Here is a 17,950-nt window from a genome sequence, read left to right as displayed (position 1 = left end):
TCTTCTTTGCAAGCAGGCGCATTACGCCCGGGTTAGTCTTGCGGGTAAGTGTACCGTAATTTTAAGGCCACCGGCAGCAGAGTGATCCGCTTTGATCGCGCCCTCGTGCGCCTCTACGATATTCTGACAGATGGCCAGCCCCAGGCCGGAACCGCCGCTGGCGCGGTTGCGCGAGCTTTCCGCCCGGTAGAAACGCTCAAAAATCTGCTCGCGCTGCTCGTCGGTAATGCCCGGCGCGCTGTCTTCAAAATCAATGATTTGCTGGCCCTGTTCCGCGCGCAGCGTCACCACCAGGCCGCCGCCCGCATCGGTATAGCGCAGGCTGTTTTCCATCAGGTTGGTGAACAGCTGCATCAGGCGATCCGGATCGCCAAACAGCGGCGCGGAATCGGGCAGGCGAAGCTGCAAAGTCAGATGTCGGCTTTGGTAGCGTCCCGCAAAATTCGCGGCGACCATTTCCAGCAGCGGCACCAGATCGATATCGCTGCGGCGATAGGCCAGCGCGCCTTCGTCAGAGAGTGAAAGCTGATGCACGTCCTCCACCAGCTTGGTCAGCGTCGCGACTTCACCCTGTAGGGAGACAATTGACTCCGGCGTCAGCTTGCGCACGCCGTCCTGAATGGCCTCCAGCTCGCCGCGCAGGATCGCCAGCGGCGTGCGCAGCTCGTGCGAAATATCCGCCATAAAAGCGCGCCGCATACTTTCGTTTTTCTCCAGCGTGCTGGCCAGGCGGTTAAAATCCTGGCCCAGGCGGCCCAGCTCGTCGCGGCTGTCGGCCTTAACGCGCGTGGCGAAATCCCCGGCGGCCAGGTGATGCGTGCCCTCGACCAGCCTTTTCACCGGCGCGAGCAGGCCGCGCGACATCAGCCAGGTCACCAGCGCCGCCAGCAGCATGGTCAGGCCGACAATCATCCAGCTGGTGCGCTTCTGCTGCTGATCGAAGTTAATATCCGCGCTGCGGGTCAGCCTTTCCGGCGGCGAGCCGATCACCCAGCCCACGATATGGCCGCTGCTGGTGGTAATGCTGCGGCGGGTGCCTTCCGGCGGCACCGGCCCGCGCGGCCCCATCATCACGCGATATTGCTGATCGATGATCCAGAACTGCGTGCGCCAGCCGTGCGGCGGCAGCTGATTATTCGCCTCCGGGTTCTGCTCCAGCGAATGCAGGATCTGAAACACCAGCTTGTTGTTATGGCGCAGAAAGTCCCAGTTGCCGTGCTGCTCGTACTGATCGGCCAGCGCGTCGCTCAGCAGCCCCAGCCGCTGCTCGTTGCCTTTTTTGATATAGTCGATAAAGCCGTGCTCAAAGCTGAGGCGCACGCCCCAGTGCATGGTGATCAGCACCAGCATACAGGTGGAAAAAATAGCGATAAACAGCTTGGCGGTGATGCCGATACGTAATTTTGCAAACATTCAGGGCTTTCTCCGACGGCTCAGCACCACGTTTTTGGTGACGTCTGGCGGCACGTGGCGAAACACCAGCGCGGGCAGAACAATCACCGCCGCCATACAGATCCAGGTTGAAATAAAGGCCTGCTGCATCAGCTCAGGCTGCGACTGTTGAGCAGCAAAGGTGCCGAGCAGCAGCCCGGCCAGCGTGACGCCCACGCTCGTCGACAGCTGCATTACCATCGACAGCAGGCTGTTGCCGCTGCTGGCCAGCTCGTCCGGCAAATCCTTCAGCGTTAGCGTGTTCATGGCCGAAAAACGAATGGCGTTAACCATGCCCTGAAGGAACAGCACCAGCGGCAGCAGCGCCTCCCAGCCAAGCAGCGCCGTCACCGGGAACTGCAGCACCACCAGCGCCAGGGCGACGGTAGCGCCGACCAGCACGTTACGGTAGCCGAAACGGTTAACGATCTGCACCACAATGCGCTTCATGCCCATATTGCCCAGCACCATCGGGATCATCATCAGCCCCGCGTGAAAAGGGGTATAGCCCATGCCGACCTGCAGGAAGATCGGCGTCATAAAAGGCAGCATGCCGCTGCCGATCCGCCCGGTAAGGCTGCCCAACAGGCCGACAGAATAAATACGGTTGTCGAACAGCTTCAGGCTGAACAGCGCCTGGTCGTTGGCGCGGGCATAGAGCAGATAGGACAGCAGGGCCAGGACGCCCGTCAGGATAAACAAACAGAGCAGCAGCGGAGAAAAAACGGCGCCGCGCGAGCCGTCCAGCGCCAGCGTCAGCGTCGCCATGCCTGCGGCCAGCAGCAGAAAACCGCGAAAGTCAAAGCGGCGGCGCGGCAGGCGCAGATCGGGCAGCAGCAGCAGCGTTGCCGCCGCGCCCGCCAGGCCGACCGGCAGGTTCAGCAGGAAAATCCAGTGCCAGCTGGCGTACTGCACCAGCGCGCCACCCAGAACCGGCCCCAGCAGCGGCCCGATCTGGCCCGGCAGCGTCACAAAGGTCATCGCGGCCATATACTGCGCGCGCGGCACCAGCTTCATCACCGTCAGCCTGCCGACCGGCACCATCATCGCGCCGCCTAATCCTTGCAGCACGCGCGAGGCGATTAGCTGGTCAAGCGTGGAGGAGAGCGCGCAGAACAGCGAACCAACGCTGAACAGCACGATGGCGCTGAAGAAGATATTGCGCACGCCGAAGCGATCGGCCAGCCAGCCGCTGACCGGCAGCATCACCGCGACGGTCAGCACGTAGGAAACCACCACCGAATGCATCTGCAGCGGATCCTGGTGCAGGCTGTGCGCCATCGCGGGCAGCGCGGTGTTGACGATAGTGGTGTCCAGCGACTGCATAAAGAAGCCGAACGCCACAATCCACAGCTGCCAGCGCACGCCGGCCGGAAGCGTCTCCATCAGCCGGTCGCGCCTGCGCGCCTGCGCGCGGCCGGTTTTCTGCGCAGCTTATCCATATAGAGATAAACCACCGGCGTGGTGTAGAGCGTCAGCAGCTGGCTCATCACCAGGCCGCCGACGATGGTGATCCCCAGCGGCTGGCGCAGCTCCGCGCCGTCGCCCGTGGTCAGCACCAGCGGCAGCGCGCCCAACAGCGCCGCCAGCGTGGTCATCATAATAGGGCGGAAGCGCAGCAGGCTGGCCTGGAAGATTGCCTCGCGCGCGCTCAGATTACCGTTGCGCTGCGCATCCAGCGCGAAGTCGACCATCATGATAGCGTTCTTTTTCACGATGCCGATCAGCAGCAGAATGCCGATCAGCGCAATCAGGCTGAAGGGCGCGCCAAACAGCTCCAGCGCCAGCAGCGCGCCCACGCCCGCAGAGGGCAGGGTGGAGAGGATAGTCAGCGGATGCACATAGCTCTCGTAAAGAATGCCCAGCACGATATAAACGGTGGCGATGGCGGCCAGGATCAGCCACAGCTGGCTGCTTTGCGTCTCCTGAAAGATCTGCGCCGTGCCGGCAAAGCTGCCGCGCACGCTGGACGGTACGCCCAGCGCGGTCATGCTGCGCTCGATAGCCTCGGACGCCTGAGAAAGCGAGACGCCTTCCGGCAGGTTAAACGACACCGTCGAAGCGGCGGAAAGCCCCTCATGGTTCACCGACAGCGGCGCGTTGGCGGGCTGCCACTTCGCAAAGCCGGAAAGCGGAATCGCCTTGCCGTCGTTGTTGATCACGTACATCAGATCCAGCGAGCTGACGTCCTGGGTATAGCGCGGGTCGACCTCCATCACCACCTTATACTGATTCAGCGGCTGGTAAATGGTGGAGATCTGCCGCTGGCCGAAGGCGTTATTCAGCAGGCTGTTGGCGTCGGCGACGTTGATGCCCAGCTGCGCCATGCGGGTGCGATCGTAAACCAGCGCCATCTCGGCGCCTTTGTCCTGCTGATCGGAGTTAACGTCCGCCAGCTCGGGCAGCTTAGAAAACGCCTGACGAATTTTCGGCTCCCAGCTGCGCAAATCGTCCAGATCGTCCGACAGCAGCGTGTACTGATAGCCCGCGTTCGACTCGCGCCCGCCCACTCTTAAATCCTGTACCGCCATTAAAAACAGGCTCGCGCCCGGTTCTTTCGCCAGCTTGCCGCGTAGCCGGGCGATCACCGCCTGGGCGCTGTCGCTGCGTTCGCTGAGCGGTTTAAGCGAAATAAACATTGAGCCGCTGTTGGTGCGCGAGCCGCCGGTAAAGCCGACCACGCTTTCCACCGCCGGATCGTCACGGACGATTTTCATAAAATCTTCCAGCTTGCCGCGCATCGACTGGAAAGAGATGCTCTGATCCGCCTGGATAAAGCCCATCAGCCGCCCGGTATCCTGCTCTGGCATAAAGGTTTTCGGCACCACGACGTACAGGTACATGGTCAGGCCGATGGTGGCGATAAACACCAGCAGCGTCCAGCGCGAATGGTTCAGCACCCAGTTCAGCGAGCGGCCGTAGCCCTGCTGAATGCCCGTCAGCACGCGGCCGAAACCGCGCAGGCGCGGCTGCTCGCGGCGGGGATGCGCTTTCAGCAGGCGGCCGCACATCATCGGCGTCAGCGTCACCGAGATCAGCAGCGAAATGATAATGGAGACGGAGAGCGTCACGGCGAACTCGCGGAAAAAGCGGCCAATCAGCCCGCCGAGCATCAGCAACGGCAGGAACACCGCCACCAGCGACAGGCTCATCGACAGCACGGTAAAGCCGACCTCGCGCGTTCCCTGCAGCGCGGCCTGAATCGGCTTCATGCCCGCCTCCACGTGGCGGGAAATATTTTCCAGCACCACGATGGCGTCATCCACCACAAACCCCGTCGCCACCGTCAGCGCCATCAGCGACAGGTTGTTGAGGCTGAAGCCGCAGAGATACATGGCGGCAAAGGTGCCGATCAGCGATACCGGCACGGCAACGGCAGGGATCAGCGTGGCGCGGCCCGAACGCAAGAAGGCGAACACCACCAGGATTACCAGCCCGACGGAAATAACCAGCGACTGTTCCACTTCGGCCAGCGACGCGCGGATAGTTGGTGAGCGATCCTGCGCGACATCCAGCTGAATGGAGGCGGGAATGCTGTTGCGCAGCTCCGGCACCGCCGCGCGAATACGATCGACGGTATCGATAATATTGGCTTCGGGCAGCTTGCGGATCAGCAGCAAAATCGCCGGTTTAGCGTTGGCCATCCCGGCGTTGCGCACGTCCTGCACCGAGTCGGTGACGTTGGCGACATCCTGGAGCCGCACCGCCGCGCCGTTGCTGTAGTGCACGATCAGCGGCTGATACTCCGCCGCCGTTTTCAGCTCGTCGTTGGTTTTGATCTGCCAGCGTTGATGGCTGTCTTCAATCGCGCCCTGTGGCCTGCGCTGGTTGGCGTTGCTGATAGCCGTGCGCACCGCGTCCAGCGACACGCCCTGGTTAAACAGCGCCTGCGGATTCAGATCCACGCGCACCGCTGGCAGCGAGCTGCCGCCTACGGAGACGTCGCCCACGCCCTCGATCTGCGCCAGCTTCTGCGCCAGCTGGGTAGAGGCGTAGTCGTACAGATCGCCCTGCGACCAGGCATCCGACGTCAGCGTCATAATCATAATCGGCGCGTCGGAAGGGTTGATTTTGCGCCAGGTCGGCCGGCTCGGCATCCCCGTCGGCAGCAGGCTTTGCGCCGCGTTGATCGCGCCCTGCACGTCGCGCGCCGCGCCGTTGATATCGCGATCGTAATCAAAAACCAGAATGATGCGCGTGCTGCCCAGCGAGCTGGTGGAGGTCATCTCGCTGACGCCCGCGATGCGGCCCAGCGACCGCTCCAGCGGCGTGGCCACTGACGAAGCCATCGTCTCCGGCGATGCGCCGGGCAGCGAAGCGGAGATTAAAATCACCGGGAAATCGACCTGCGGCAGCGGCGCGACCGGCAGCAGGCGAAAGCTCAGCGCGCCCGCCAGCGCGATGGCGATGGTCAGCAGAATAGTGGCGACCGGACGGTGAATAAACAGCGCAAAAAATTTCACTGCGCCTCCTTCGACGGCAGGCGACGACGGGCGGCCTGCGCCAGGCGATCGAACAGCAGATAGATGACCGGCGTGGTGAACAGCGTCAGCACCTGGCTGACGATCAGGCCGCCCACCATCGCCACGCCCAGCGGATGCCGCAGCTCGGCACCGACGCCGGTGCTCAGCATCAGCGGCAGCGCGCCCAGCAGCGCCGCCAGCGTGGTCATCAGGATCGGCCGGAAGCGCAGCAGGCAGGCCTGATAGATCGCGTCATAAGGCGTCATGCCCTGTTCGCGCTCCGCCGCCAGCGCGAAGTCAATCATCATAATGGCGTTTTTCTTCACGATGCCGATCAGCAGGATGATGCCGATGATAGCGATCACATCCAGCTCGTTGCCGCTGAGCATCAGCGCCAGCAGCGCGCCGACGCCCGCCCGTCGGCAGCGTGGAAAGAATGGTGATCGGATGGATAAAACTTTCATACAGCACGCCCAGCACGATATACATCGCCACCACGGCGGCCACGATCAGCCAGACGGTGCTGGAGAGCGCCGCCTGAAACGCCAGCGTGCTGCCCTGGAACTTCGTGACGATCTCGGCGGGCATTGCCATCGTCTGTTCAGCCTGAGTAATGGCGTTCACCGCCTCCTCCAGCGAATAGCCGTCGCGGACGTTAAACGAGAAGGTGGTGGAAGGGAACTGATCCAGATGATTGATGCTTAACGCGCCGTGACGCTGCTCCACGCTGGCAATAGCGCTGAGCGGCACGCTGCCGCCGTCGGTGCTGGTCAGGCGAATCGATTCCAGCGCGGCCAGGCCCGGCGTGGCGGAAATATCGTTTTCCAGCACCACGCGATACTGGCTGGCCTGGGTATAGATAGTGGAGATCAGCCGCTGACCAAAGGCGTTATAGAGCGCGTTGTCGACGTCCGCCATGCTGATGCCAAGACGGCTGGCGTTATCGCGATCCACCTTGATATAGGCTTCCAGCCCGCGATCCTGCCAGTCGCTGCTGACATCCTTTAGCTGTGGCAGCTGGTTCAGCGCCTCGGTGAGCTTCGGCACCCACAGGCTCAGCGAATCCAGCGAGCCGGTTTGCAGCGTAAACTGATACTGCGTGCGGCTGAGCTGGGTATCGATGGTGAGATCCTGCACCGGCTGAAGATAAAGATTAATGCCGGGCAGGGCGGCGACCGCCTGCTGTAAACGGGCAATCACCGCCGGAATGCGATCCTCACGCTCGTCCAGCGGCTTAAGGTTGATTTGCAGCCGTCCGCTGTTCAGCGCCGGATTGGTGCCGTCCACGCCGACAAACGAGGTCAGGCTCTGTACCGCCGGATCTTTCATAATAATCGACGCGACCTGCTGCTGGCGCTGCGCCATGCTGGCCCAGGAAACCGACTGCGGCGCCTGCACCGTGCCCTGAATAATGCCGTTATCCTGCAAGGGGAAAAAGCCTTTCGGGATAGCTATCCACAGCAGCACGGTGATGGCCAGCGTGCCGAGCGCCACGCCAAGCGTCAGCCACTGGTGATCCAGCACGCGCTTGAGAAAGCGGCCATAGGCGGCAATGACGCGATCGAACATCGCCTCGCTGGCGCGCGAAAAGCGGTTCTGCTTGCGCAAGGATTCCACGCTGAGCATCCGCGCGCACATCATCGGCGTCAGCGTCAGCGACACCACGGCGGAAATCAGGATTGATACCGCCAGCGTAACGGCAAACTCGCGGAACAGCCTGCCGACGATATCGCCCATAAACAGCAGCGGGATCAGCACCGCAATCAGCGAGAAGGTCAGTGAGATAATGGTAAAGCCGATCTCGCCCGCGCCCTTCAGCGCCGCGTCCAGCGGCTTTTCGCCTTTTTCGATATAGCGGGAGATATTTTCAATTACCACGATAGCGTCATCGACCACAAAGCCGGTGGCGATGGTCAACGCCATCAGCGTCAGGTTATTGACGGAGAAGCCGAGGAAGTAGATCACGGCAAAGGTGCCGACCAGCGACAGCGGCACCGCGACCGCCGGAATAATCGTTGCCGGCACGTTGCGCAGAAACAGATAGATGATCATCACCACCAGCGCGATTGCCAGCATCAGCTCGAACTGCACGTCGTTGACCGAGGCGCGAATATTGGTGGTGCGGTCGGTCAGCACTTTGACCTCGACCGACTTCGGCAGGGAGGCGGTCAGCGCGGGCAGCATCTGGCGAATGCTGTCGGCGGTGGTGATAATGTTTGCGCCCGGCTGCCGCTGAATATTAAGCACGATAGCCTGCTGGCGGTTAGCCCAGGCGCCCAGCCAGCTGTTTTCCGCTCCCTGTTCCACGGTAGCGACGTCGCGCAGGCGCACCGGCGCACCGTTCTGCCAGCTGATAATCAGCTGCCGATAATCTTCCGCCGACTTCATCTGATCGTTGGCGGAAAGCGTAATCGAGCGCTCCGGGCCGTCCAGACTGCCTTTAGCCGAATTGACGTTGGCGCTGCTGATGGCGGTGCGCACCGTTTCGCTGGTTAAGCCCAGCGAGGCCAGCGCCTGCGCGTTAAGCTTCACCCGCACCGCTGGCCGCTGGCCGCCCGCGAGCGTCACCAGCCCCACGCCGGAAACCTGCGAAATCTTCTGCGCCACGCGCGTCTCCACCATATCCTGCACCTGGGTCATCGGCATACTGGTGGTGGTTACGGCCAGCGTCATGATCGGCGGATCGGCGGGGTTCACCTTGCTGTAAACCGGCGGGTTTGGCAGATCGGACGGCAGCAGATTGGTCGCGGCGTTGATGGCGGCCTGCACCTCCTGCTCGGCCACGTCCAGCGGCAGCGTTAGCTGAAACTGTAGCGTCACGACCGACGCGCCGCCGGAACTCTGCGAAGCCATCTGCTTTAAGCCCGACATCTGGCCGAACTGGCGCTCCAGCGGCGCGGTAACGGCCGAGGTCATCACGTCCGGGCTGGCGCCGGGGTAGAGCGTCACCACCTGAATGGTGGGATAGTCGACCTCCGGCAGCGCCGAAACGGGCAGCGAGCGGTAGCCCAGAATACCGGCCAGCAGGATAGCGACCATCAGCAGCGTGGTTGCCACCGGACGCATAATAAACTGGCGGGAAGGGCCGCCGCCGGGGTTGGAAGGCATCACCTGCATTACTGGCGCGCTCCCTTAGCGGGCGGCGTGCCGGTGCCCGGCAGCGGCGTGGCCTGCGGCGCGACCACTTCTACCGTGGCGCCTTCCGTCAGGCGATCGATACCGTCGGTCACCACTTTTTCGCCTTCATCCAGTCCGGCATCCACAATCGCTTTTTCGCTGTCCTGCACGCTGACGGTGATAGTCTTTTTACTGACCTTGCCGTCGCTGTTAACCACCCAGACAAAATGCCCCTCGTTGCCCATTTGCAGCGCCGCTACCGGGATAACAATGGCGTCGTGCAGCGTGTTGACCTGCAAACGCGCGTTGACAAACTGATTAGGAAACAGGCGGTCGTCCTGATTAGTGAACTGCGCTTTGACTTTAATCGTACCGGTCGTGACGTCGATCTGATTATCCATGCTCAGCAGCGAACCGGTCGCCAGCAGCGTTTTGTTGCTGCGGTCCCAGGCTTCTACCGGCACCGTCTGCCCGGATTTTTGCGCGTTCAGCAGGGTTTCGATCTGGTTTTCAGGCAGGCTGAACACCAGCTCGACAGGATGCGTTTGGGTGATCACCACGATGCCGTTGGTATCGCCGCTGCTGATATAGTTGCCAATATCTACCTGACGCAGCCCGACGCGGCCGGAAATGGGCGAGGTGATGCGGCTGTAGGTCAGGTTCAGCTGCGCGCTGGCAACGCTGCCCTCGTCCGCTTTGATCGTGCCCAGGGTTTCACTGACCAGCGCGCGCTGCGTATCCAGCTCCTGCTGCGAAACCAGGTTGGTTTTCACCAGCTTCTCCAGCCGCGCCAGATCGCGACGCGCGTTGGCAAGCGTCGCCTGATCTCTTGCCAGCTGGCCCTGCGCCTGCGTCAGCGCGACCTGGAAGGGGCGAGGATCGATTTCCGCCAGCAGCTGGCCCGCTTTAACTTCCTGGCCTTCGGTAAAGTGAAGCGCCATCAGATCGCCATCGACGCGGCTGCGCAGCGTAACGGTATTGGCGGCGGCCACGGTGCCCAGCCCGGTCAGGTATTGCGGCACGCTCTGACGCGCGGCGGCGGCGGCCTGCACCGGCGCCAGCGGGCCGCCTGCGGCTTTACGACCGCCGCCGGAAGCGTGCGGGCGTTCGGCTGTTTTTTGCGGCTCGCCGTGGCTGTGCCACCAGTAAAGTCCGCCCGCTGCGATAGCCGCGAGCACCACAAGTATGATTTTAAAACGGCGCCGGGTGTTCATCCTGTTATCAGCTCTCCAAAGGCAAAAGTTAGCGTCGGTAAAGCAATCTCGCCGGTCGAAAAGCATGGCTGTTTTCCGGGGCCGGCCGAGACTGAAGACGCTTAATATTTCAATTTTAACGGATTTATCGATTATAAAAATGAAGGAATTAAGAATAACCGTTCAGCAAGTGTAAGTATTCCTGCCCCGGCGTGCCTGTACCGTCAATCAACAAACGGCTCGTGTGGATATTTGCTACGCTAATAGTCACTTCAGAAACCCTTCCAATACAGGAGTATAAAGATGATCCAAACGCATCGCGAGCTGGGCCGTACCGGTATTCAGGTTCCCACGCTGACTTTTGGCGGCAACGTTTTCGGCTGGACGGTCGATCGGCAAACTTCTTTTTCTCTGCTGGACGCGCTGGTGGAAAAAGGCCTCTTCTTTATTGATACCGCCGACTGCTATTCGCGCTGGGCGCCGGGCAACGAGGGCGGCGAATCAGAAACCATCATCGGCGACTGGCTGAAGAAAACCGGCAAGCGCAATCAAATCGTGCTGGCCACCAAGGTCGGCATGGAGATGGGCGAAGGCAAAACCGGCCTGTCGCCCGCCTATATTCGCCAGGCGGTAGAGGCCTCGCTAAAACGTTTGCAAACCGACTATATCGATCTCTATCAGGCGCACCGCGACGATAGCGACACCCCTTTGCAGGAGACGCTGGCGACCTTCGACTCGCTGATTAAAGAAGGCAAGGTGCGGGCCATCGGCGCCTCTAACTACAGTGCGGAAAGGCTGCAGGAAGCGCTGAATATCAGCAAACAGCAGGGCCTGGCCCGCTATGAAACGCTACAGCCGGAATACAATCTTTATGACCGCCAGGGTTACGAAAGCGGCCTGGAGCAGGTAGCACGGGAACATGGCCTGGGCGTCATCAACTACTATTCGCTGGCCAGCGGCTTTTTAAGCGGCAAATATCGCAGCAAGGCCGACGCGAACAAAAGCAAGCGCGGCGAAGGCGTGGTCGAGAAGTACCTGAACGATCGCGGCCTGCGCATCCTGAAAGCGTTAGACGAGGTGGCGGAAGAGAGCCAGGCCACGCCAACGCAGGTTGCGCTGGCGTGGCAGATTGCCCGTCCGGGCATCACCGCGCCGATTGTCAGCGTGACCTCGCTTCCTCAGCTGGAAGAGCTGAGCAAGGCTGCCAGTCTTCAGCTTAGCGAGGAAGCGATCCGCAAGCTTACCGAAGCGAGCCGCTATTAATTAGCGAAACAGCACCTGCGCCCAGCGCGCCAGACCGGCGGTGACGGAACCGAAGTCATCGCCGCTGGCGAGCGGGATGTCCGGCAGCTGCTTTTGCAGCGCCTCGCGCAGCACCGGCGAGCGGGCGCTGCCGCCCGTCAGATAGATCACGTCCGGTCGGGTGCCGCTGCCGTCCAGCGCCAGCTTTACCTGTTCCTGAATGCGCTCCAGCGGCTGGGCGATAGCGCTTTTCAGCGCGTCCACGCTGATATCGGTCGCCAGCGACTGCTCAATAAAATCCAGCGTCGAGGTGGCCGAAGGCCGATCGGAAAGGGCGATCTTGCTCTCTTCCGCCGCGCGCACCAGGCGATAGCCCAGCCGCTGCTGCCAGACTTTCAGCAGGCGCTGCACTTTTTCCGGCTCGCGGGCGTCGCGGATCAAATCCTGAAGCTGTTTGCGGCTGGCCGTGGCGTAAAAGTCGCTTTGCGCAGGCACGTCGTTGATAGCGATAGCGTTCCACCACGGCAGCGCAGGCAGCGCGATGCCTTTGTGCGTCTGGCCGCCGCTGCCCAGCAGCGGCATCAGCTCTTTAAAGGCCAGCATTATGTCCAGGTCGTTACCGCCGACGCGGCAGCCGCTGTGGCCCAGCAGGCTCTCCTGTCGCTCGGCCCTGTCGTGCCATTGCGGGCCCATCAGCAGCACGGAGCAGTCGGTGGTACCGCCGCCGATATCCACAATCAGCACGCGCGTCTCTTTTTTCAGCGTCGCTTCAAATTCCAGACCGGCCGCGACCGGCTCGAACTGGAACTCAACTTCTTTAAACCCGGCGCGGCTGGCGGCGCGCGCCAGGATGCCCTGCGCCTGGCGGTTGGCTTCTTCGCCGCCCAGCCCCTGGAAGTTGACCGGACGGCCAATCACCGCCTGGGTAATGCTTTCCTGCGTCTGCGCTTCGGCCTGCTGGCGGATATGTAGCATCATCGCGCACACCAGATCTTCAAAGAAGGCGACCTGCTGCGGCTTCAGGCCGCTCGCGCCCAGGAAGGATTTTGGCGATTTAACGAACCAGGTATCTTCCGGCTCGGCCATATACTGCGCCAGCGAAGCCAGACCGAACTGCACGCTGGCGGGCGTGACTTCGATATCTTCTTCACGGTTGAACGCGATGGCGCGCCGTAAAATCGCCTGATTTTCGGCTTCGGGCGTTGGCACCTGGTGATGGCGAAACAGCCATTCGCTGACCGTATCGCGCGTCGGCGCGCAGAGCATTGAGGGTAGCAGGCTGGAACCGTTTTCCAGCGGCAGCAGCGCGGGCACGCCCTCTTTCATGATGGCGACCGAGCAGTTTGCCGTCCCGTAATCAAAGCCGATAAACATTCCTTCCCTCCGCTAATAAAAAAAGGGGGCGACTTTAGCCCAGGGGCGGCAGGAGAGCAAGCGCCGGGTAAGCTTTAATTGACGCGCGCGGCGCTGGTTGTGTGCCAGGGCGAACAAAGGCTACCGCAGCGGGCTGCTGTTATTGCCTTGAGAAGAGAGCTGCTGCGGTAAAATTTGTTCGTTTTCGCGCTGTGACAGCACGGGTTTAAGCGTATCTATCAGCTTTGCTTCATAAATGGAAAACTGGCCGCGACCGTTGTGCTTGGCGTTGTAGCAGGCCAGATCGGCCTGAGCCATCACGTCGCTGGCGTGAGCGTTGTCCTTGCTGAGCTGGGTGATGCCCGCGCTGGCGCCAATGCGGTGCAGCTGGCCTTCCCACAGAAAAGGATAATGATTTACTGCCACCACCAGGCACTCTGCGATATCGCGAGCCTCACCAAGCGCGCAGTCCGGCAGCAGCACGCCAAACTCATCGCCGCCCAGGCGCGCCAGAAAATCGCCGCTGCGCAAATGCTGTTTCATCTGGCCCGATATCTCCCGCAGCAGCGCATCGCCGGCGGCATGCCCGGCGCTGTCGTTGACCGCCTTAAAGCGATCGAGATCGATAAAGATCAGCGCGTGTTGACGCTGCTGCTGGCTGGCGCTGTGCAGCAGCTGTTTCAGACGCTGTTCGAAGCTGACGCGGTTAGGCAGGCGGGTCAGCATATCGTGCGAGGCGCCGTAGCTCAGCCGCCGCATCATCTCCCGCGATTCGCTGACGTCCTGGATCACCATCACGCTGCCGATATAGCCGCCTTCCAGCGTTTTCAGCGGCGTAATGCTGTAGTGAATATCAAAACAGTCGCCGGAACGAGTATGCAGCACCAGCTCTTCGGCCAGTTCCGGCACCGATTTGCTGTGCGGCAGCCCGCATAACAGCAGGTTTTCCATTTCCGGGCCGTCGCTACCGTGAGTGATGCGCAGCAGATCGCTGAGCCGTTTTCCTGCCGCCTCTTCCTGCGTCCAGCCGCTCATCACTTCCGCTACCGGGTTCATAAACGTCACCCGCATCTCTTCATCCGTGCTGATCACCGCCTCGCCGATGGCGTCCAGCGTAATGTGCATTCGCTCTTTTTCCTGGTAGAGCGCGTCGGTCAGCTGACGCATCGCGGTCACGTCCTGATTGATGCCAAGCATTCTTTCAACGTTGCCGTCGTCGCCAAAAACCAGCGTCGACTGGCTGTGAATAAAGCGGATGCCGTCATCCGTAGCGATACGGAACACGATATCTACCGGCAGGGATTCTTTGATGCCCTTATCAAAAGCGTCGATAGCCATTTGACGATCGGCAGGCAGCAGGCTGTTAACCCACGTCAGATAGGTCGCCTGGCCTTCTTCCTTCAATCCATAGAGCTGAAACATGCGCTTGTCCCAGTTCATTTTGCCGGTCTTCAGGCTCAGATCCCAGACGCCGATGCCGCCCGCCTCATTAGCCAGCGTAATACGTTGCATCAGGCGACGGTTGGCGGCTTCGGTCTGCTTCAGGTCGGAAATATCTTCAATTTGAGAAATAAAGTAGAGCGGCCGCTGCTCGCTGTCGCGCACCAGCGAGGTTGCCAGCAGCGCCCAAACAATCCCCCCGTCTTTACGCAGATAGCGTTTTTCATGACTGTAGGTTTCGATCTCGCCTGCCAGCAGCTCGTGAAACTTGCTTTCATCAACCGCCAGGTCATCAGGGTGCGTCAGCATCTGAAAGGTCATCGTAACCAGCGCGGTTTGGGCGTAGCCCAGCAGCCGACAAAGCGATTGATTCACCTGTAGAAAGCGGCCTTCCGGCGACACCAGCGCCATGCCGATCACCGAATACTCCATGGCATGACGGAATCTGGCCTCGCTCTGGGAGATATGCTTTTTTTCCTCCCGGAACGAGTGCATCACCTGCGCCATAATATGGCTGGGAATGATCGCCAGCAAAAACGGCAGCCAGGGCGCGCTGTTCACGATAGTCACCGCGTTGGTATATTGCACCAGCTGGTTTAGCGCCAGCAGCAGGCTCATCATCAGCAGCGTGGCGAAGAAAACAATAAAGGCAGACAGGCGCGGCAGGCGTACGGCGCTGTAGAACAGCACCACCATCACAAAGGTAAAAGACCACGGCAGATAGCGTAACGCGCAGTAGCTCAGCGCCAGCGTCACGATCAGCGTCAATAACGTTTCCACCAGCGCGTGCTGGCTAAGGGATTTGCGCAGCTCTTCGGGTCGCCATAGCAGGCAAACCGGGCCGATCGCCAGCATCCCGATAGTTTCCGAAACCGCCCAGGTGGTAAAAAAGTGGAAGTTGGCCCGCCCGGTAAAGTTCAGTGACCAGCAGGCGAGCAGCGCGCCGAGCAGCGGCGTAAAGATGCCGACCGATACCACCATCTTGCTCCAGCCGAGCAGCGAATCCAGCGGCGCTTCTCTGTCCAGCAGCCTGCGCAACAGCGCGCCGCCCAGCAGCGCCTGAAGTAAATTGATTAGCGGAAACGTCAATACGACGACGGCTGTGCCTACCATCAGCGCGTTGGCGGCGATAATGCCGACCATACAGCCGCCCAGCAGTCCCGGCAGCCTGCGCGGCGGATAGTGGAACACCAGCAGGGTCATCAGGGCGGTGGGCAGCCAAAGCGAAGAGATTTGAATGCTGACTTTAATCAGTTCCAGACAAAACAGCGTCAGGACAAAGGAAAGCACGCCAAACATCGCTCCCCTGAGCCAGGGGAGAGAGGAGCGGTCAGCGGGGGAAAACGTATCAGTCGTCATAAAAATCCAGCGAGGCAACGGGGAACGGTCAGCTCGAACCAGGTAACTTAAGGCATGCTAACACATTCGTTTTTGAATGCCTGCGCTAATTCAAAAGATCGCTTTATTCGGGCGATTGACCGCCGCGCGCCGCTGGTGGACGGGAATTACTGCCGAAGCTTCAGCAAATCGTCACGTGTCCAGGGATGGTCAATGCCGGCAATCTGCACGGAAAGACGCTGTAAAAACTGTTGCGTGGTGGCAAGACGACCGTGGCTCAGCAGCAGCAGAGGCAGCAGGAGCGCAATGCAAAGCTGCAGCGTGGAAAAGCCCTGTACTCTGGCGCGCCGCTGGCTGACCAGGAAAGCCGTGCTCAGGGTAAAGCCCAGGATCAGACCGGTAATCACTTCGCTGGTGGAGTGGTAGCTAAGCAGCAGCCGCGAGACGCCGACCAGGATGGGGATCAGGTAGCCGATACCAACGGCAAACAGGCGGCCCTTGTCCGACAGGCGTCCGCTGAGCAGCCACAGCATCACCGGCCACAGCGTTGCCGACATGGCGGTGTGGCCGCTGAAGCCGGTAAAGTTCAGGTGCGCGCTGCCAAGGCCAAAGCCCATAAAAGCCACTTTAGAGAGGCTCACCACGGCACCGGCGGTGCAGAACGCCAGCGCCCAATACCAGGCCGCGCGCCGATCGCTGTTTTTCCAGCTAATCAGCCCGGCCATCACGATAGCGGTAGGGATAAGCAACATGCTGTCGCCAAAATAGGTCAAAAAATGCAATGTACGCCAGTACACGGTGTTTCCTTATTATGCTGTGATAACCCGCTACGCTGTTGCAACAGGGTGCCTGCAACGGCCGGGCCGACATTGTGAATCTGACAGCCAACAGTTTAGCGAGAGGGGCAGCAGAGGTATAACGGGAAAGTCTTAAAAGCCTTCCGCCGGTTTTTTCTGGCATCAACACCCCGAAATCCCTATAATTACGCGCGAATTCATCCTCTCCATCTGTCTCAGACACAAATCAGGTCTTTAATTTATGACTGACAAGTCGCATCAGTGCGTCATCGTAGGTATCGCCGGCGCATCTGCCTCGGGAAAAAGTCTTATCGCCAGTACGCTCTATCGTGAAGTTCGCGATCGGGTCGGCGATGAAAATATTGGTGTTATCCCTGAGGATGCTTATTACAAAGACCAAAGCCATCTGACCATGGATGAACGGGTTAAAACAAACTATGACCACCCCAGCGCCATGGATCACAACCTGCTGCTGCAACATTTGCAGATGCTGAAAGCAGGGGAAGCGATCGATCTGCCGGTTTACAGCTATGTAGAACATACCCGTACCGCGCAGACTATTGAGCTGAAACCGAAGAAAGTCATTATTCTGGAAGGGATCCTGCTGCTGACGGACGCGCGGCTGCGCGCCGAAATGAACTTTTCGATCTTCGTGGATACGCCGCTGGATATCTGCCTGATGCGCCGCATGAAGCGCGACGTCAACGAACGAGGCCGCTCAATGGACTCCGTGATGGCGCAGTATCAGAAAACCGTGCGTCCGATGTTCCTGCAGTTTATCGAACCTTCCAAACAGTACGCTGACATTATCGTGCCTCGCGGCGGTAAAAACCGCATCGCGATCGATATCCTGAAGGCGAAGATCAATCAGTTCTTCGAGTAAACCTGCCCCGGCGGCCGAAAGGGCCAGCCGGGTAGCCCGCGCAGGGAGCGCTCATGCTCCCGCCGCTCAGCCTGTTATTAATTTGGGAGTATCTGTCCATGCGTTTATGCGACCGTGATATAGAAGCCTGGCTCGACAGCGGCCAGCTTGATATCTCTCCGCGTCCGCCGGTAGAGCGTATTAACGGCGCTACCGTTGACGTCCGCCTCGGCAATCAGTTCCGCACTTTCCGCGGCCACACCGCTGCCTTTATCGATCTCAGCGGCCCGAAAGACGAGGTCAGCGCGGCGCTTGACCGCGTGATGAGCGACGAAATCGTGCTGCCGGAAGGCGAAGCGTTCTTTTTACACCCTGGCGAACTGGCCCTGGCGGTGACGTTTGAATCCGTGACCCTTCCTGATAACCTGGTCGGCTGGCTGGACGGGCGTTCATCGCTGGCCCGGCTGGGACTGATGGTGCACGTTACCGCCCACCGTATCGATCCAGGCTGGCAGGGACGTATCGTGCTGGAGTTCTATAATTCTGGTAAGCTGCCGCTGGCGTTACGGCCGGGGATGCTGATTGGCGCGCTGAGCTTTGAACCGCTTTCCGGGCCGGCGGCTCGTCCTTATAACCGCCGTCAGGATGCCAAATACAAAGGGCAACAGGGCGCGGACGCCAGCCGTATCGATAAAGATCAGGACGACGTATAGC

Annotated in this window: 10 protein-coding genes and 1 pseudogene; 3 read left to right on the top strand and 8 right to left on the bottom strand. The window is 60.5% G+C overall.

Going from position 1 to position 17,950, the window contains the following annotated elements:
- Positions 1–21: 21 nt before the first annotated feature.
- From baeS to ACVWZ0_RS14855, 5 genes and pseudogenes are all read right to left on the bottom strand, one after another.
- Positions 22–1,413, bottom strand: coding sequence for an envelope stress sensor histidine kinase BaeS (gene baeS / locus ACVWZ0_RS14875; protein ID WP_253460024.1), 1,392 nt, complete (start codon positions 1,411–1,413; stop codon positions 22–24).
- A complete protein-coding gene (gene mdtD / locus ACVWZ0_RS14870) occupies positions 1,414–2,817 on the bottom strand; it encodes a multidrug transporter subunit MdtD (protein WP_253460026.1) in 1,404 nt (467 codons plus the stop codon).
- Positions 2,817–5,894 (bottom strand): multidrug efflux RND transporter permease subunit MdtC, encoded by a 3,078-nt coding sequence (gene mdtC, locus ACVWZ0_RS14865; protein WP_253460028.1) that lies wholly within the window; start codon positions 5,892–5,894, stop codon positions 2,817–2,819. The genes mdtD and mdtC overlap by 1 nt, the downstream gene beginning before the upstream one ends.
- A pseudogene (locus tag ACVWZ0_RS14860) lies at positions 5,891–9,011 on the bottom strand (MdtB/MuxB family multidrug efflux RND transporter permease subunit). The gene mdtC and the pseudogene ACVWZ0_RS14860 overlap by 4 nt, the downstream one beginning before the upstream one ends.
- Positions 9,011–10,225, bottom strand: a complete 1,215-nt coding sequence (locus tag ACVWZ0_RS14855) for an MdtA/MuxA family multidrug efflux RND transporter periplasmic adaptor subunit (RefSeq protein WP_253460034.1) — start codon at positions 10,223–10,225, stop codon at positions 9,011–9,013. The pseudogene ACVWZ0_RS14860 and the gene ACVWZ0_RS14855 overlap by 1 nt, the downstream one beginning before the upstream one ends.
- 282 nt (positions 10,226–10,507) lie before the next feature.
- Between ACVWZ0_RS14855 and ACVWZ0_RS14850 the strand changes: the two genes are divergently transcribed.
- Positions 10,508–11,467: an aldo/keto reductase gene (locus tag ACVWZ0_RS14850; RefSeq protein WP_253460037.1), complete on the top strand. Its 960-nt coding sequence runs from the start codon at positions 10,508–10,510 to the stop codon at positions 11,465–11,467.
- On the opposite strand, the gene yegD is transcribed toward ACVWZ0_RS14850, so the two are convergent.
- The 3 genes from yegD to ACVWZ0_RS14835 form a co-directional block, all read right to left on the bottom strand.
- Positions 11,468–12,820, bottom strand: coding sequence for a molecular chaperone (gene yegD / locus ACVWZ0_RS14845; RefSeq protein ID WP_253460040.1), 1,353 nt, complete (start codon positions 12,818–12,820; stop codon positions 11,468–11,470).
- Between the two features lie 120 nt (positions 12,821–12,940).
- Positions 12,941–15,598 (bottom strand): diguanylate cyclase, encoded by a 2,658-nt coding sequence (locus ACVWZ0_RS14840; protein ID WP_253460043.1) that lies wholly within the window; start codon positions 15,596–15,598, stop codon positions 12,941–12,943.
- A 146-nt stretch (positions 15,599–15,744) separates the two neighbouring features.
- Positions 15,745–16,374: a phosphatase PAP2 family protein gene (locus tag ACVWZ0_RS14835; RefSeq protein WP_253460046.1), complete on the bottom strand. Its 630-nt coding sequence runs from the start codon at positions 16,372–16,374 to the stop codon at positions 15,745–15,747.
- A gap of 241 nt (positions 16,375–16,615) precedes the next feature.
- Here ACVWZ0_RS14835 and udk point away from each other — a divergent pair, with 241 nt between their 5' ends.
- Entirely contained in the window at positions 16,616–17,257 is a 642-nt protein-coding gene (udk, locus tag ACVWZ0_RS14830; protein ID WP_125288134.1) for a uridine kinase, read from the top strand.
- A gap of 98 nt (positions 17,258–17,355) precedes the next feature.
- Positions 17,356–17,949: a dCTP deaminase gene (gene dcd / locus ACVWZ0_RS14825; protein ID WP_253461273.1), complete on the top strand. Its 594-nt coding sequence runs from the start codon at positions 17,356–17,358 to the stop codon at positions 17,947–17,949.
- Position 17,950 lies beyond the last annotated feature (1 nt).

The sequence above is a fragment of the Erwinia sp. TECH1 genome, from assembly GCF_054057575.1.
Note: the sequence above shows the minus strand (reverse complement) of the source record. Positions and strands in the feature narration are given on the sequence as shown.

Excerpts from the sequence above, each read along its gene's own strand:
- baeS (WP_253460024.1), bottom strand. The coding sequence starts at position 1,413 with ATGTTTGCAAAATTACGTATCGGCATCACCGCCAAGCTGTTTATCGCT.
- mdtD (WP_253460026.1), bottom strand. The coding sequence starts at position 2,817 with ATGGAGACGCTTCCGGCCGGCGTGCGCTGGCAGCTGTGGATTGTGGCG.
- ACVWZ0_RS14855 (WP_253460034.1), bottom strand. The coding sequence starts at position 10,225 with ATGAACACCCGGCGCCGTTTTAAAATCATACTTGTGGTGCTCGCGGCT.
- ACVWZ0_RS14850 (WP_253460037.1), top strand. The coding sequence starts at position 10,508 with ATGATCCAAACGCATCGCGAGCTGGGCCGTACCGGTATTCAGGTTCCC.
- yegD (WP_253460040.1), bottom strand. The coding sequence starts at position 12,820 with ATGTTTATCGGCTTTGATTACGGGACGGCAAACTGCTCGGTCGCCATC.
- ACVWZ0_RS14840 (WP_253460043.1), bottom strand. The coding sequence starts at position 15,598 with ATGACGACTGATACGTTTTCCCCCGCTGACCGCTCCTCTCTCCCCTGG.
- udk (WP_125288134.1), top strand. The coding sequence starts at position 16,616 with ATGACTGACAAGTCGCATCAGTGCGTCATCGTAGGTATCGCCGGCGCA.
- dcd (WP_253461273.1), top strand. The coding sequence starts at position 17,356 with ATGCGTTTATGCGACCGTGATATAGAAGCCTGGCTCGACAGCGGCCAG.